The following is a 14829-nucleotide window of genomic DNA, read 5'->3' as shown; positions in this document are numbered from 1 at the left end:
GATTTTTCTCGCACCGGGGGGCTTGGCTCACATATTTTGTGGGGGTTTTCGGCTCTTTTTTTTTCCCCCCCCCCCCCCCCCCCCCCCCCCCTCTTTCTCCCCCCCCCCCCCCCCCCCCCCCCCCCCCCCCCCCCCCCCCCCCCCCCGGCCTGCCCCGATCCGGGTGTCCGAATTCCGCACACCAACTGCCGATTGGCGCGGATCGTTCGCTCAGTCGCCGGGTGGCCGAGATCATGAGCCTGGGCCCGGTCGCACGGATCGGTCCGTGTACTTGGAGGGACCCAGCGCGTGTACCAGAACCACTTTCGCTACTCCGGCGCCCGCCTGCTGCTCACGCCCTTCCTTCACCCGGTGTCCGAGGGCATCCCGGTCGACCCCGAGAAGCGGGCCGAGGCCCTGCAACCGCCGCTACGCGTGTTGTGGGACCGGTCCGAACGCGGTGGCCTGACCGTGTTCGAGGCCGCCGCGCAGATCCGGGCCGTCGGGAAGGCACTGGCGACCGGCGGCACGGCCGAGGACCAGGTGCCCGACGATCTCCAGGAACTCGCCCGGCGCTCCGGCGCGGGCGGCCGACCCGAGGTGTTCCTGGACGTCGCCGAATACGTCGACAGTTGGACGGTCGGTCTCAGCGCCCGACTGGCCGGACAGATACCCACCGCGTGGGAACTGCGGCAGCGGTTCGGGCGCCTGGCGGACATGCTCGAACTGTACTTCGGCCAGGATGGGATCGCCCTGGAGGAGGAGACCCTGTCCGATGCCGAAGGCATCGCCCTGTATGTCGAGCACACCCACCAACAAGGGCTGTGCCATTGGTACTTGCCGATGGTCGTCGCCGAATGCGCGGAGGCACTGGCGCTGTTCCCGGACGACGGCGCGCTGTACCGCTTCTTCCGGATCGAACGCGGTCTGGGTTCGGGATCGCACGAGTCCTGGACCGCGTGGCTGAACCTGATCTCGGACATCCTGACGAACCACCTGCGCCAGGTGCACGGGCCCGTCACCTGGACCGGCGGCAGCAATCCCAACGGAGGAAGCTGAGCCTCGACGGGTGCCTCACCCCTCAGGCCTCGAAGCGGTCCCGGGACGCCTCGATGTGACCGAGGTGTCGCTGGGTCCAGTCACACATGCCGTCGACCGTCTTCCGCAGGTCCCGGCCCGGCCCGGTGAGGGTGTACTCCACGCGCGGCGGCACGGTCGCATACACGCACCGCTCGACCAGGCCGTTGCGCTCCAGCATGCGCAGGTTCTGGGTGAGCATCTTGTGGCTGATGCCCTCGACCTCGTTGCGCAGCTCGCTGAAGCGCAGCGTTCGGTCGTCGAGTGCGCCGGTGATCAGGAGCGCCCACTTGTTGGCGATGTCCGAGAAGATCTCCCGCGCCAGGGAGTCCGCGCGCCTCAGGTCCGCGTCCTCGGTCGAGCCCTTGAACTGCTTGGTCACCATCAGGGTCCCCAGTCGCCGAAAATCGCGTTCTCCCAGGTCGGCACTCACTTTCCTACAGTTCTCGAGTAACCACAAGAGAGCACGTGGGCGTCCTGCCGAGCCCGGACGGTCTGCCGAGGATGGACGCGTACCGTCGGGTGTCGATCGCAACCGGGTCGAGGCCGTCGCCGTCCTCGACCGAACGTGAGCCGCCGCCGGCGGGCACCGACTCCCGGGAGGCGTCGAACTCCCCCGCATGGCCCTGCCCACGCCGGTCCGCCGACCCGCGCCGACCACAACTCCGGGCGCCGAAAGAGCATTCGCCCTCGCGTCACTCGGCCGCGTCGGCCGCGAACGCCGGGTAGGCGATCTCGATGAGCCAGTCCTCGCGGGAGAGCTTGTTCAGGTGCTGTTCGGCCATTCGGCGGGTGATGTGCTCGGGCACCAGGCAGGTGGGGCACGCCGTGGGCCCGGCCGTGATCGTCAGCGTGACGTTGTCGGCGCCGCGGCGGCTCACCTCGAGGCGGAAGTCGTCGGCGGCGAGCACCACCGACAACGGCGCGAGCGCACGGGTGATCTCCTCGGCGGATGGCGACATCGTGCTCTCCTTCTCGGGCATTTCACTGTCGTGGAAGCCGGCCCACCCTAACCTCGTTCGAAAAAGCTATCAATGTCGTTCGAATATTCGACCCCATCATGCCTGTAAGCAGTGCCACGTTGCCCGCGGCCCACCCGGCTCCTAGCATTCGACTATGCGACCCGCCGATCCGACTATTCGGAAACCCGTCGTGGTCGACGCCCACGTGCACGCGGCGTCGGCGGACCGCGATCGCTACCCCCTCGCGCCCTCCGGCGTCGGCAGCACCTGGTTCCACGCGGACGACGTCGGTACGCGGGACCTGTCGACCGGGATGCGCGCGGGCGGGGTCGACCGCGCGGTGATCGTGCAGGCGGTGGGCGCGTACGGGTACGACTGCTCGTACGCGATCGACGCGGTGCGCGCCGACCCGGATCGCTTCGCCCTGGTCGGCGCGGTGGACATGGACTGCGCCCACCCCGTCGACGCGCTCGCGGCCCTCGCCCGCGACGCCGGTGAACTCCTGCGCGGCGTGCGGGCCTTCGGCGTGCACGGGCACCGGCCGCGCTGGCTGGAGGACGGGCGCGCGGACGAGGTGTGGGCACTGGCGGACGAGACGGGACTGACGATGGTCCCGGTGCTGTTCCCCGAGGCCCTTCCCCGGCTGGGCGCGGTGGTCGCCGCGCACCCCGACGTCCCGGTCGCGCTGGACCACTGCGGGTTCGCCGACCTGTCGGGCGGTGCGCCGTTCGCCTCCGCCGCCCCGCTGTTCGAACTCGCCGTTCTCCCGGCGGTGCGGGTCAAGGTGTCCACGCACGTGCTGAGACACGCGGCGGCCGAGGGTGATCCGGCCGATGTGGTGGACAAGCTCGCGGCCACCTTCGGCGCGGACCGGGTCATGTGGGGGTCGGACCACCCGCAGACCGTCGGCTCGACCTACCCGGAGATGGCCGCGCTGGGCCGGCACGCCGCACGCCGCCTCTCCCCCGCGGATCGAGCCGGCTTTCTCGGCCACACCGCACTCGACCTCTGGTGGAAAGCCTGATGACCCCTGTTCGGCCCTCCCCCTCGCTCGCGCATCCCGCCGCCGAACCCGGCGACCGGTCCGCCTCCCCGCCCACCGACCGGGTGATCGCCGTACTCGATCTGCTCTCGGCCCACCCGGGCCGCGAGTTCACCCTCACCGAGATCATCCGGCACAGCGGGATCAGCAAGGCGACCTGCCACGCGGTGGTACGCCGCCTGGCCGACGCGCACTACCTGCTGCACACGCCGACCGGGTACAGCCTGGGTCCGGCGCTGATCGCGGTCGGCCACGCGGCCGAGCGCTCCTTCCCGGCCGCCCGCGCCGCGCAGCACCATCTGGTGTCGTTGGCCGAGGAGTTCGGCGTGCCCTGTACCGCCGCGGTGCACGACGCCGAGACGATCACGGTGGTGGACGCGGCGGGGCCCGGGTCTGCGGGTGACGCCTCCGGGATCGGCCTGCGCATTCCGTTGGTGCCGCCGTACGGCGCGGTCCAGATCGCCTGGTCGGGCGAGGAGGCGATCCGCGCGTGGCTCGACCGGGCACCGCGCGCCGACGACGAGTTCCGGGGCCGGTTGATCGGCGTACTGGAGACCATCCGCCGTCGCGGCTACGACGTGCACCGCGAGAGCCAGGCGTCGATGCGCCTGCGCGATGCGCTGTACGGGCTGATGCGCGAGGACCTCTCCGCGGCCCAGCAGGATGCCGTCGCCCTGCTGTACACCGAGCTCAGCCACATCGATTCGTTGCCGGAGCGCCTGGACGACCGCGTCCGCTACGACGTGAACAGCATCTCCGCCCCGGCGTTCGACGCCCACGGACGCACCTCGGTGGTGCTGTCCCTGCTGATGGCCAAACCACTGCGAGGCACGGAGATCACCCGCGCCGGCAAGCGCCTGCTGGCCGCCGCCGCGGAGGTCACCGAGTCCACCGGCGGCCGCGCGCCCGAGAGCGGCGACGATCACCGGCGCGCCCGCGGATCGAAGTAGCGGCGCCGGCGGCTGCTCGGGTGGGCCCACCCCCCAGCGATCGTCGACGCGCAAGCGGCGGGTCAGTCCACGGTGAGTTCGGGGCGGTTGCGGGAGAGGAACGCGCCCTTGTCGGAGAGCACGAACTGGCCGGTGGTGTGGGCTGCGAAGTCGGAGACCAGCAGCAGTACGAGCCGGGCCATGTCCTGCGGATCGGACAGGCCGCCGAGCGGGATCGAGGTCTCCAGCGCGCGGCGGTACTCCGGGCTCAGCGCCGCTTCGACGTCGCGGGTCAACGTGGTGCCGGGCGCGACGGCGTTGACCCGGATGCCGAGCGGCGCCAGCTCGATCGCCAGGGTCCCGGTCAGGTGGTTGACCGCGGCCTTCGCCGCCGCGTACAGCGCGGTGAGCGGCGCCGGGCGGGTGGTCTCGCCCGAGCTGACGTTGACGATCACACCGCCGCGGCCGAGCACGCGGGCCTGGGCCTGGCAGGAGTACGCGGTGGCGAGCAGGTTCCCGGCGACCACGTCGCGCATCGCCTGCGGGGTCCAGTCCAGGAAGGGCACCGCCGGATGACCCGCCATCATGCCCACGTTGTTGACCGCGATGTGCAGGCCGCCGAGTTCGTCCGCGGCGGCCCGTACGGTGCGCTCGACGTCGTCCGGGATCGTCATGTCGCCGACCGGCGCGATCGCCCGGCGCCCGGTCGCGCGCACCAGCGCCGCGGTCTCCGCCGCGCCGTCGGCGTCGATGTCCACGACCGCGACGTCCGCGCCGGCACTCGCCAGCATGACCGCGACGGCCCGCCCGATCCCGGCCCCGGCACCGGTGATCAGGGCCGCACGGCCTGTCAGGTCGATCTCTACAGCCATCGGTTCCCCCTCCTGCGTGCCGTCCCGTGCACCGTGCGGAGCCGAGCACAGGGCTGCGCGCGAAGCCGCGCGCACGGCTGTGCGGGAGACCCGGCGTATGCGGGGCCGTTCACGAAGCGGTGGGCGTGGTCGTGGCCAGGAACAGCGCGTCGTCGACGGCTTCGGCGGCCATCGCGTCGAGTTCGGCGTCGGTCGAACCGCCCAGCGGGCCACGCACGGTGAGCACCCGCGCCTGTGGCAGTCCGTACAGCGAGCACACCTGGCGGGCGATCTCGGTGAAGCCCGCCGTGGCCAGGAGCAGGGTGGGGACGCCCAGTTGCTCCAGTTCGACGGTGTCGTGGCTGCTCCAGGACGTGCACGAGCCGCAGTCCGCGGAACCGGTGATCACCACGTCGGCGCACTCGAGGATGCGTTGCATCACCTCCGGTTCGGCGGGCAGCGCGGCACTGACCTTGGCAATCTCCAACGTGACGGTGGCGCCGGTGCGTTCGGCCAGCAGGCGGGCGATGCCGCCTTGGATGTGGCCGGCGTGCGGTTTGAGGTTGTCCAGGACCGCGATGCGCTTGCCGGTGAGGACGTCCAGGCCGGGTGCGAGCCGCTTGGCGGGTTCGCCGACGTGGCCGGTGGGGTCGATGATCGTGACGCTCATGGATGCGGCTCCGTGGGAAAGGCTCGGATGATCAGGCCAGCGGGACGGTGACGCTGCGGGTCAGACCCCAACTGGGCACGACCAGCGAGTGTTTGCCCGGGCCGCCGGCCACCAGGACGCGGATGTTGTCCGGGCTCTCGGTCATCGGCTGGAGGTCGTCGTCGCCGAGCGCGCGCATCCACGGACGCCACAGCGCGGCGGTGAAGTGTGCGCGGAAGTCGCCCGCGGGGCGGCGGGCCTTCTCGAACAGGTAGGCCTGCACGTCCTGGCGGGCCCAGCCCGCCGCCGCGAGCGTCGCGGCGTGTTCGGGGCCGACCACGACGAAGTACTCGGCACTGGAGACGACCGCGTTGTTCGTGCCGAACGTCGCCATGACACTGGCGGCCTTGTCCAGAATCGGCGCGGGGTTGTTCCGGGTCTCCATGTCGTGCACGTTGTGCGGGTTCTCCATGCCCGCGACGGTCACCGCGCTCGGCACGTCCAGGCCGAGCGAGCGCGGGTAGGTCGGCCACGGACTGGCCTCGGCGTTCTCCGCGAGGCAGAAGGTGTACTTGGACGGCTGGCCCTGGGTCGCCGCGTCGCCCAGACCCTCGTCGCCGACGCCCTTGGCGGTGCCGCCGCCGATGTGCATGAGCGCCAGGCGCACCGCACGGCCGAGGGTGGCGTTGGCGCGGTTGCCCGGGCCGAGGGTGCCGGTGCCGGCGTTGAAGCCGCAGCGGCGCACCGCTTCCCCGTGCACGACGACCATCACCGACACCGGGTGTGTGGTCGAGTTGACGCCACGCAGGTTGAACTCGGGCGCGCACATTCCCCGCACCGCGGCGACGAGCAGCGGCAGCGACCGTGGCGGGCATCCGGCCATCACCGCGTTCGCGGCCAGCACCCGCGCGGTCGCCTCGCCCAGGCGCGGCGGCAGGACGCCGATCACCTCGTCGGGGTCGCCGTCGTAGCCGGCCAGCATCGCGTCGACGCGTCCCGGGGTCGGCGCGACGATCGGAAGTCCGTCGCCCCATCCGCGTTCGGCGAGCAGCGCGTACAGGGACTCGGGGCTCTCGTCGGCCAGTGGGATCACCGCGGGAGCCGTGTCGCGGTCGGACGTTTCGGCGTCTGCTGCCATCGGATTCCTTCGTCGTGTGGCGAGGTCGCGGGCTCGACCCGGGCCCGGTCGCAGTGGCTCGGGGCGACACTCCCGCACAGGCGACGCGCACCCCGGGTGGCCACCGGCCGACCACCGCCGAAGGTAGGCGGACGACCCGTCACACACAAGAGAATCGTTCGAAAATCCGATGTGATCGTCCCAACTCTCGAACGGCGGGCGTCGACGGCGACGCACGGCGTCCGACTACGGGGCCGGGACAGGCCGGTCGCGTGGCACCCCGCGGGATCGGGAACGACGTGTATCCGGCCGCCGCCACGACGGTCGGCGCGATCTCGTCACCCTCGTCACCCTCGTCACTCTCGTCGACCGCGCGCCGCCGCCGCACCGAACCGCTCACGCCGGATGTCGACCCACGTACGCTGTCGGCCGCGCACCCGCGACCCGTCGACGACTCGGCAACGGACGACCCGTTCAGTCGAAGTCCCAGGCCTCCTCGATCGGCGCGGTTCCCTGCTCCGCCCAGATCGTCTTTCCGGACCGCTCGTAGCGGCTCCCCCACCTGCGGGTGAGTTGGGCCACCAGGAACAGACCGCGGCCGCCCTCGTCGGTGCTGTGCGCGCGGCGCAGGCGCGGTTGGGTGTTGCTGGGGTCGGAGACCTCGCAGATCAACACATCCCGGCTGCGGATCAACCGCAGTGTGATGGGGCCGCTTTCGCCGTAGCGGATCGCGTTGGTGACCAGTTCGCTGACGACCAGTTCGGTGGTGAACGCGAGGTGTTCCAGCCCCCAGGCCGCGAGTTGCCCGGTCGTCAGGTCGCGGGCCCGTGCCACATGCGCCGGATCGACGGGCAACTCCCAGACCACGCAATCCTCGTCGGGCAGCGGGCGGACCCGGGCCAGCAACAGGGTGGTGTCGTCGTCGCACGAGCCGACCACCGCCGGGTCGAGCAGGTCGCGCCCGATCTTCGCCAGATCCTGCCGCGGGGCGTCGGTGTGTTCGAGACGATCGAGGAGGCGCCGCATGCCCGCGCCGAGATCGTGGTCGGGCCCGCTGACCAGGCCGTCGCTGTACAGGATCAGTACGCTGCCCGGCGCCAATTCGATCTCGGCGATCTCGAACGGCATGCCGCCGACCCCCAGCGGCGGACCGGCCTCCAGTTCCACGAAGTGGGCACGTCCGTCGGGGGCGAGGACCACCGGCGGCGGATGCCCGGCGGACGCCATCCGGCAGCGGCCGGTCACGGGGTCGTACTCCGCGTACAGGCACGTTGCGCCGGACACCGCCTCGGCACCATGGGACCGGTTCGGGAACCGCTGGACCAGGTCGTCCACGTGTGTCAGCAGCTCGTCCGGCGGCAGGTCCATGTCGGCGAGCGCCTGGACGGCGGTACGCAGGCGCCCCATCGTCGCGCTGGCCTGCAGGCCGTGCCCGGTCACGTCACCGACGACGAAGGCCAGGCGCAGCGAGGACAACGGGATCGTGTCGTACCAGTCGCCCCCGATCCCGGCCGAGGAGGACGTGGGCAGGTAGGCCGCGAAGGTCTCGGCGGCCGGTTCGTCGCTGCCCTCCTCGGGCAGGAGGCTGCGTTGCAGGGCCAGCGCGACGTTGTGCTCCCGGGTGAAGCGGCGCGCGTTGTCCACGCTCAGCGCGGCACGCGAGGCGATCTCCTCGACCAGGCGGGCATCGTTCTCGTCGAACGGATCCGGGCGCTCGGTGCGCCACAGTTGCACGCTGCCGAGCGAGTGGCCGCGCGCGAACAGCGGTACGGCCAGCAGACTGTGCGCGTTCGCGGGCACCGAGGAGTCGCCCGGCAGCGGCTCGAGTCGCGGGATCAGCAGGGTGGCCCCGCCCTCCATGGCCCGAACCGAGGGGATGTCCGGCGGTACGGGCAGCCGTTCGCCGACCTGGACCAGTTCCCCGGGCCACGCGTCACCCACGAAGGCCACTCCGGCCCGGATCTCGGGCGTGTAGCCGGTCGTCGGGTCGACCGCGGGCTCTTCGCCGGCGACGACCGCCTCGGCGAGGTGCACGGCGGCGAGGTCCGCCAGTCGTGGCACCACCAGGTCCGCGAGCTGCTGGGCCGTTTGGGCGACATCCAGCGAGTCGCCGATGGTCTGGGCGGCCTCGCGGACCACCTCGAAGCGGGATTCGGAGCGCACCAGGTCGGTCATGTCGTTCACGGTGACGAGCAGGCCGAGGGTCGAGCCCGGCGCGCGCTCGATGCGCAGGATGCCGATGGTGAGGTGCAGCAGGTTCCCGCCCGCGGCACGTGCGGCGACCAACTGCCACCTGCGCAGGAGCGGCCCCGCCGGGGACAGCGCCCGCCCGAGCACAGGCACCAGGTATGCGAGGCCGAGGGCGGCGAAGACGGCGGCCATGTCGTCCCCGGGACCCATCGGGATCTGCGGAAAGCGCTCGGCGGTGGCGTTGGTGGCGACGACCCGCAGATCCGGATCCACCGCCGCGAGGAGCATCGCGCCCTGATCGAAGACGGCGTGCGCCAGCGGGCTCGCCCAGTCCGCGGGCAGCTCGAAGGGAAGCGCGCTGTGACCGTCTTCCGTCACCCGTCGATCCTTCCGGACTCCGAGGTCGATTTGCCCAGTATCACCCACGGGCGCCGACCCCACACACGGGTCCGTATCGAGGTGGATCGCGCCCACGACCGGAAACCGCACCACGCCCCGGAGGCCGTCAACTCGGATGGCGATGACGGATGGAGATGGCGGACGCCGGGGCGGGAGTCGGGGCCGAGCCCGAAACGAGCACGCGCCGGGGCCGCGCGCGCTCGCCCGGGCGGTGGAGCAGTTCCGCGTGCGCGATCCGGCGCAGCGCGGGGTCGTCGTCGGAAACGGCCAGGCCGGAACTCCTCGTCCGTGGGGAATGCGGCGACGGCCTACTCCCGGGCCCGTCTTGTTTCATGGCTATCATGGTTATGATGGCCTCACAAGATGTGACCCGCCCACCACCCGGCAGGCCGAGCCGACCAAGGGGCACGTGAGGATGCGATGCGCTACAGCTTCAACACCTTCAACCACTCGACCTACTACGGACTGCCGCCGTCCCTCCCGCGGCAGATCGCCGCCGCCGCGGCGGCCGGCTACGACCACATCGGGCTCGATCTCCTCTCCGTGCTCGCGCACGAACGCGAGGGTCTGCCGGTGAGCGAACTCGCCGCCCACCTGGGGCGGCACGATCTGCCCTGCCACGAGCTGGTCTCGTTGTCGATCTCCGCGGACGAGACCAGGACGCTGCGCAGCCTGGAACATGTCCTTCGGGTGGCGCGTGTACTGCGCCCGGAACAGGTGCTGTGTGTGGTCACCGGCGAGATCGACGAGGCGGTGGTGGCCAACACCGCCCGGTGCGCCGGATCCCTGGCCGAGGAAGGAGTCGGCCTGTCCGTGGAGTTCCTGCCCACCCGGCACGTCGACTCGATCCCCGAGGCGCTGCGCCTGTGGGAGCGGGTGGCGCATCCGAATCTGCGCCTGGTCGTGGAGAGTTGGCACTTCTTCCGGGGCCGAGCACGTGGGCGGACCTGGTCGCGCTGCCGCTCGATCGCATCGGCTTCGTGCAGTTCGCGGACGCACCCGCGCCGGTGACCGACGACACGCACCACGAGTCCATGCACCGCCGGGTCCTCCCCGGCCGAGGCGTCCTGGACCTGGACCGGTTCTGCGCGACGCTCGCGGCGAAGGGTTACGACGACGTGGTGAGCGTCGAACTGCTCGCCGACGACTGGCGCACCGCCGACCTGCACACGTTCGCCGAGGCCACCCTCGCCGCGACCCGCACGGCCTGGGAGACGGCGGCACACTCCGCGTAGGCACGGCCGGCGATACCCGAACAAGCCGGTCCCTTGAACGAAACAGTCGAGTCCGTAGTCACCGAAGTGGAGGAGTCGCCCATGTCAGCCGGCCGACAGAAGCCCGATCCCCAGTCCGCGACCGCGTCCACGCGCGACGGCCGATCCCCGGGCGGCGGTCCGGGCACGTTCGACGTCGTCGTGGTCGGCGCGGGCTCGGCCGGATGTGTCCTGGCCGCCCGATTGTCCGAGCGACCGGATCGTACGGTCCTGCTGGTCGAGGCCGGTCCCGACCATCGCGTCGACACGATGCCGGACGAACTGCGGCATCTGTCGCGGCCGGTGGCCTGGCCGTACAACTGGGGCGACAAGGTCGCCTCGACCGCGGGGCGCATGCTCAACTACGCACGCGGGCGCGGTGTCGGGGGCTCGTCGGCGACCAACGGCGCGGTGGCGATGCGCCCGGAGCCGGAGGACTTCGCGTCCTGGCCGGAGGGAATGCGGTGGGAGCGAATGTTGCCCTACCTCAACCGGATCGAAGACGACCTGGACTTCGGCGACGACCCCCACCACGGCAACGCCGGACCGATCCCGATCGTGCGGCACCCGGAGGCCGAATGGAGCCCGTTGCAGCGTGGCTTCGTCGACGGATGCCTGGCCGAGGGACTGCCGTTGTGCGCCGACCACAGCCGTCCGGGATCGACCGGGGTCGGCCCGATCCCGATGAACCGGCGCGGCACCCGACGCGTGTCGAACACGGTCGCCTACCTCGACCCGGCACGCGCCCGCCCGAATCTGACCGTACGCGGCGATGCCCACGTACGGCGCGTCCTGCTCACCGGCGGCCGCGCGGTCGGCATCGAACTGGCCGACGGCGAACGCATATACGCGGGCCGGGTCGTGCTGTCCGCGGGCGTCGTGCAGAACCCGCTGTTGTTGTGGCGCTCCGGTGTGGGACCGGCGCACGGCGTCTCCGGGCTGGGCATCGAGCCGGTGCACGAACTCCCGGCCGTCGGCGCAGGCTTGAGCGATCACATGGTGGTGTCCTATCGGGCGGCGGTCCGACCGGACGCGGTGCCCGACGGTGGACCCACGCTACAGACGATCGCCCGCGCCACGGCCTGTCCGGACCAGGGACGCACCCACGACCTCCAGTTGACCCCCGTGGCCCGGCGCAATCCGGACGGCACGCGGGAGATCGAGATCAGCGTCGCCCTGCAACTGCCCAACGGCTTCGGCTCGATCGTCCCCACCGGCGCCGCGCCGGATGCCCCGGCCCGGATCTCCTGGCCGTTCACCACCGACCGCGACAACCTGGAACGGTTGGCGATCGGGGTGCGCCTGGCCGCGCGCGTCGTGGCCGCCTCCGGCCTCGCGCTCGCTCCGGACGCCGTGTCGCGGGTGTCGGACATGCCCGACGATGTGCTGTGCCTGTCCTTCGCCGCCTCGCACTACGCCTTCTACCACGGCGTCGGCACCTGCCGGATCGGCACCGATCCGGCGGCCGGCGTGGTCGACGCGGAGCTGCGCGTGCACGGCCTGAGCGGCCTGCACATCGTGGACGCCTCGGTCGTGCCGACCGTGCCACGCGCCAACACCCACCTGCTGGCGACCGCACTGGGCGAGCTGGGCGCGGAGTTGATCGCGGCGGCCGACTAGCGCGACGGCGGCGTCGCGGATCAACCGCGGAGCGGCCGCGGGCCGGCTGCGGGCCGGCACAACTCCGGCGCCCGGCGTCGGTCACCCGTGCCTGGTCGGGTGACCGACGTCCGCGGGCCGGCGGGCTCCGATCGGCTTCGCGCGGGTCGCGCCGGATCAGCGCTCCGCCGGTGGGGTGAACGCTGCGACGAACTCCTCGACATGCTCGTGGTGTTGATCAGCCGGCGCGGGCGGCGATGGTCATGGAGTGCGCCATCCGGTGTGGCGTCCGGGTACGGGTCCGCACCGGTCCGCGGGTGCGGGTGCCGTCCGCGCCGGATCGCGTCGAGGTGCGGCACCGGGTTCGGCTCTCGTGACGCCATCGGCCGGGGCCGAAGGCGGGGCGGAGAGTGGGGCCGGGGGCGCGTCCCCGGGCTGCGGGCTCATCAACCGCAGTTGCAGGGTGATCGCGAAGCGCGCCGACGGATCCTGGAGGTCGATCCGGCCGACCTCGGCCATCCGACGCATCCGGTACCGGAAGGTGTTGGCGTGCACGAACATGCTCGCCGAAGCGGAGGTCACGTCGCCGAACGCGTCCAGCCACGCCCGCAGCGTGTCGACCAGGTTGGTGTTGTGCTTGGCGTCGTAGGCGACGAGCCGGGCGAGCGGACCGACGAGTTCGTCGCCGTTGGCCGCGGCGAGGTCGCGAATCTCCAGGAGCAGCGCGTCGATGTAGACGTCGGTGATCGAGGCGACCCGCTGCTTCACCTGCCCGCCGCCCAGCACCCGCAGCGCGCGGTCCGCGTTCGTGCGTGAGCGCCGCAGTGCGGTGGGTTCGTGCGCGATCGTCCCGATGCCGATCAGCGCCTTGACCCGGTCGCCGGTGCGGTCGAGGAAGTTCGTGGCGATCTGCACCGCGCGCTCGCACGCGGCGGCCGGGTCGCCGGGGGCCGGGAGGACGGCGTAGGCGGTGTCGCCCAGGAGGGCGACGGCCGAGCGCGGTTGCACGGCGTTGAGGTGGATCGCGAGGGCCGCGGTCAAGCGTTGGTGTTCGGCCGTCGACTGGGTGTGGTCCTCGCCGTGGCCGCGGGCCAGGCCCAGCGCCAGCACCACCGTGGGCTCGTACCCCAGTCCCAGGCGGGCGAGTGCGTCGACGGCGCCGGGGCCGCCCTCCAGCACGGTGGTGACCAGGTCCGCGCGCAACCGGTTTTCGGCGTCGGTACCGGCCCGGTGCCGCAACAGGTGCAGGGCCACCAGCTTGGATGCCTCCACGAAGGCCCCGGCGCGTTCGGGGCTGAGGGGCTCCCGGACGGCGGCCCACATCGAACCGAGGATCTCGTCGCCCGCCCGAACAACGATCGCGGTACGGGCGAGCGCGGCCTCGCCGGCAAGGATCACCGGGGGGATGAACATCGGCTCCCGGCTGCGGTACAGCTCCTTGAAGACGCCGCGCTCCTCGAAAATGCGCAGGTATGTGTCGGGTACTCGGCGAGCCAGGATGGTCGCCACGCGCGAGGGATCGGCCTCGTCCTGGCGGCCGGAGAAGGCGAGGATGTGCGAGCGGCGGTCCTCGATGGTGATCGGGGCGTCGAGGAGCGTGGCCACGGCATTCGCCAGGGCGAACAGGTCGCCGGAGGGCACGCCGCCCAGGGTCTGCGTGCCGGCTTCGCCGACATCGCCTTCGGTGAGCAACGTACGGAGCATCGCCGCGAGTTGCGCCCAGGACGCCCCCCGAGTCAAGGCCAGCAGCGCCACCCCCGCCCCGGCGGCGGCGCGCTCGACCGCGGCGTCGGGCTCGACCGGCCCGCGCACGATCAGGGCGGCGACGCCGTGGGCGCCCAACGTGCGCAGGAGGCCGGCGATCTCGGCGTGCCCGTGCACGGCGGCGCCGAGGACGACCGCGTGCGGTGGGTACTGCGGTTCGTCGTACGGGTCGTGGATGACCACCCCGCCGATCTCCTCCACGGCGTCCGCGTCACCGTGGATCAGGTCGAGGAGTGTGGAGCCGAAGTCCTCCAGCACCCGACCGAGGCTTCTGCGGGGATGGGTCGTCACGTGGGGGTCACCTCTGTGGAGTCGAACCGATTCGGTCCTCCGATGGGCTGCGCGGGGACCAGAATAGGCACAGCCGTGGCGAACGATGTCGCAGGTCACGGAGGCGCACTCGGTCGATCACCGAGCGTGTGACAAGGGCAACCGATCGCATGCCTCTCGGCGCGCGCGCCCGTACGCCGGTCCGGGCACGGACGGTCAGGACAGGCGGGCGACGACCTTGTCGGCGCACTCGCGCTTGAAGCGCAACGGCTCCGGGACGAACCGGGCGACGATGACGTTGTCGATGCCCGACTCCTCGATCTCGGCGAGGCGCTCGGCGCAGTACCGGATGGGGCCGGCCACGGTGGAGTGTCCGGCGAGCCAACCGGTGAGGCCCACCTCGTCCACGAGCGCCGCGTTGTGACCGGCGGTCTCCGGCGACGCGTGGTGCGCCGAGTCGTAGCGGCGCTTGGGACCCTGCGCACCCGGCTCGCGCATCACGGCAGTTGGGACCGCACCGCGACCGCGCTGGGCCTGCACCGCAACACCGTGCGCCGGCGCGTCGCCAGGATCGGCGAGCCGTTGGATCTGGACCTGGGGGACGCGGACGTGCGGATGGAGTTGTGGTTCGCGTTGCGTTGGCTGCCGGGCGAACGACCGGGCGCAGAACCGGCGGATCCGTCGTCGGCGCGGCCGGACGCGCCATAGCCGAACGCGGAGCGGAGTGGCCGAACGCGGAGTGGCCCGC

15 protein-coding genes are annotated in these 14829 nt (G+C 71.9%); 7 read left to right on the top strand and 8 right to left on the bottom strand.

Annotated elements, in window-relative coordinates; genetic code table 11:
- Nucleotides 1–288 precede the first annotated feature (288 nt).
- The gene (locus ACZ4FV_RS44525; RefSeq protein WP_331771841.1) at nt 289–1038 is read left to right on the top strand and encodes a hypothetical protein; all 750 of its coding nucleotides are present in this window, start codon (nt 289–291) and stop codon (nt 1036–1038) included.
- 22 nt (nt 1039–1060) lie between these two features.
- Here ACZ4FV_RS44525 and ACZ4FV_RS44520 read toward each other — a convergent pair whose 3' ends face one another.
- Together ACZ4FV_RS44520 and ACZ4FV_RS44515 are read right to left on the bottom strand one after the other, a co-directional pair.
- Nucleotides 1061–1441 carry a winged helix-turn-helix transcriptional regulator gene (locus ACZ4FV_RS44520; protein WP_395865286.1) on the bottom strand — a complete coding sequence of 127 codons (381 nt, stop codon included), beginning with the start codon at nt 1439–1441 and terminating at the stop codon, nt 1061–1063.
- 310 nt (nt 1442–1751) lie between these two features.
- Nucleotides 1752–2018 carry a hypothetical protein gene (locus ACZ4FV_RS44515; protein WP_395864994.1) on the bottom strand — a complete coding sequence of 89 codons (267 nt, stop codon included), beginning with the start codon at nt 2016–2018 and terminating at the stop codon, nt 1752–1754.
- A gap of 190 nt (nt 2019–2208) precedes the next feature.
- On the opposite strand from ACZ4FV_RS44515, the gene ACZ4FV_RS44510 reads away from it, so the two are divergent.
- Together ACZ4FV_RS44510 and ACZ4FV_RS44505 are read left to right on the top strand one after the other, a co-directional pair.
- Entirely contained in the window at nt 2209–3042 is an 834-nt protein-coding gene (locus ACZ4FV_RS44510) for an amidohydrolase family protein (RefSeq protein ID WP_465326576.1), read from the top strand.
- A complete protein-coding gene (locus ACZ4FV_RS44505) occupies nt 3042–4010 on the top strand; it encodes a helix-turn-helix domain-containing protein (RefSeq protein ID WP_402237212.1) in 969 nt (322 codons plus the stop codon). Before ACZ4FV_RS44510 ends, ACZ4FV_RS44505 begins: the two co-directional genes overlap by 1 nt.
- A 62-nt stretch (nt 4011–4072) precedes the next feature.
- On the opposite strand, the gene ACZ4FV_RS44500 is transcribed toward ACZ4FV_RS44505, so the two are convergent.
- The 4 genes from ACZ4FV_RS44500 to ACZ4FV_RS44485 form a co-directional block, all read right to left on the bottom strand.
- Nucleotides 4073–4861, bottom strand: a complete 789-nt coding sequence (locus tag ACZ4FV_RS44500) for an SDR family NAD(P)-dependent oxidoreductase (RefSeq protein WP_395865000.1) — start codon at nt 4859–4861, stop codon at nt 4073–4075.
- Nucleotides 4862–4970: 109 nt separating this feature from the next.
- The gene (locus tag ACZ4FV_RS44495; protein WP_395865002.1) at nt 4971–5510 is read right to left on the bottom strand and encodes a UGSC family (seleno)protein; all 540 of its coding nucleotides are present in this window, start codon (nt 5508–5510) and stop codon (nt 4971–4973) included.
- 31 nt (nt 5511–5541) lie between these two features.
- The gene (locus tag ACZ4FV_RS44490) at nt 5542–6627 is read right to left on the bottom strand and encodes a hypothetical protein (RefSeq protein ID WP_402237209.1); all 1086 of its coding nucleotides are present in this window, start codon (nt 6625–6627) and stop codon (nt 5542–5544) included.
- A 453-nt stretch (nt 6628–7080) separates the two neighbouring features.
- A complete protein-coding gene (locus ACZ4FV_RS44485; protein WP_465326571.1) occupies nt 7081–9174 on the bottom strand; it encodes an ATP-binding SpoIIE family protein phosphatase in 2094 nt (697 codons plus the stop codon).
- Between the two features lie 441 nt (nt 9175–9615).
- Here ACZ4FV_RS44485 and ACZ4FV_RS44480 point away from each other — a divergent pair, with 441 nt between their 5' ends.
- The 3 genes from ACZ4FV_RS44480 (at nt 9616) to ACZ4FV_RS44470 (ending at nt 12068) form a co-directional block, all read left to right on the top strand.
- On the top strand, nt 9616–10206 hold the full coding sequence (locus ACZ4FV_RS44480) for a sugar phosphate isomerase/epimerase family protein (RefSeq protein ID WP_465326569.1): 591 nt from the start codon (nt 9616–9618) through the stop codon (nt 10204–10206).
- On the top strand, nt 10176–10430 hold the full coding sequence (locus ACZ4FV_RS44475) for a hypothetical protein (protein ID WP_465326567.1): 255 nt from the start codon (nt 10176–10178) through the stop codon (nt 10428–10430). Before ACZ4FV_RS44480 ends, ACZ4FV_RS44475 begins: the two co-directional genes overlap by 31 nt.
- Nucleotides 10431–10511: 81 nt before the next feature.
- Nucleotides 10512–12068 (top strand): GMC family oxidoreductase, encoded by a 1557-nt coding sequence (locus ACZ4FV_RS44470; protein WP_395865010.1) that lies wholly within the window; start codon nt 10512–10514, stop codon nt 12066–12068.
- 240 nt (nt 12069–12308) lie between these two features.
- Here the strand turns inward: ACZ4FV_RS44470 and ACZ4FV_RS44465 are convergent, their stop codons facing one another.
- Together ACZ4FV_RS44465 and ACZ4FV_RS44460 are read right to left on the bottom strand one after the other, a co-directional pair.
- Nucleotides 12309–14102: a PucR family transcriptional regulator gene (locus ACZ4FV_RS44465; RefSeq protein ID WP_465326564.1), complete on the bottom strand. Its 1794-nt coding sequence runs from the start codon at nt 14100–14102 to the stop codon at nt 12309–12311.
- A gap of 195 nt (nt 14103–14297) precedes the next feature.
- The gene (locus ACZ4FV_RS44460; RefSeq protein WP_395865014.1) at nt 14298–14489 is read right to left on the bottom strand and encodes a hypothetical protein; all 192 of its coding nucleotides are present in this window, start codon (nt 14487–14489) and stop codon (nt 14298–14300) included.
- A 12-nt stretch (nt 14490–14501) separates the two neighbouring features.
- On the opposite strand from ACZ4FV_RS44460, the gene ACZ4FV_RS44455 reads away from it, so the two are divergent.
- Complete coding sequence (locus ACZ4FV_RS44455; RefSeq protein WP_395865016.1) at nt 14502–14789, top strand: helix-turn-helix domain-containing protein; 288 nt, start codon at nt 14502–14504, stop codon at nt 14787–14789.
- The last annotated feature ends 40 nt before the right edge of the window (nt 14790–14829 follow it).

This window comes from Embleya sp. NPDC025285, assembly GCF_055558835.1.
The sequence above is the reverse complement of the archived record's forward strand: the minus strand, read 5'-3'. Positions and strand labels throughout refer to the sequence as shown.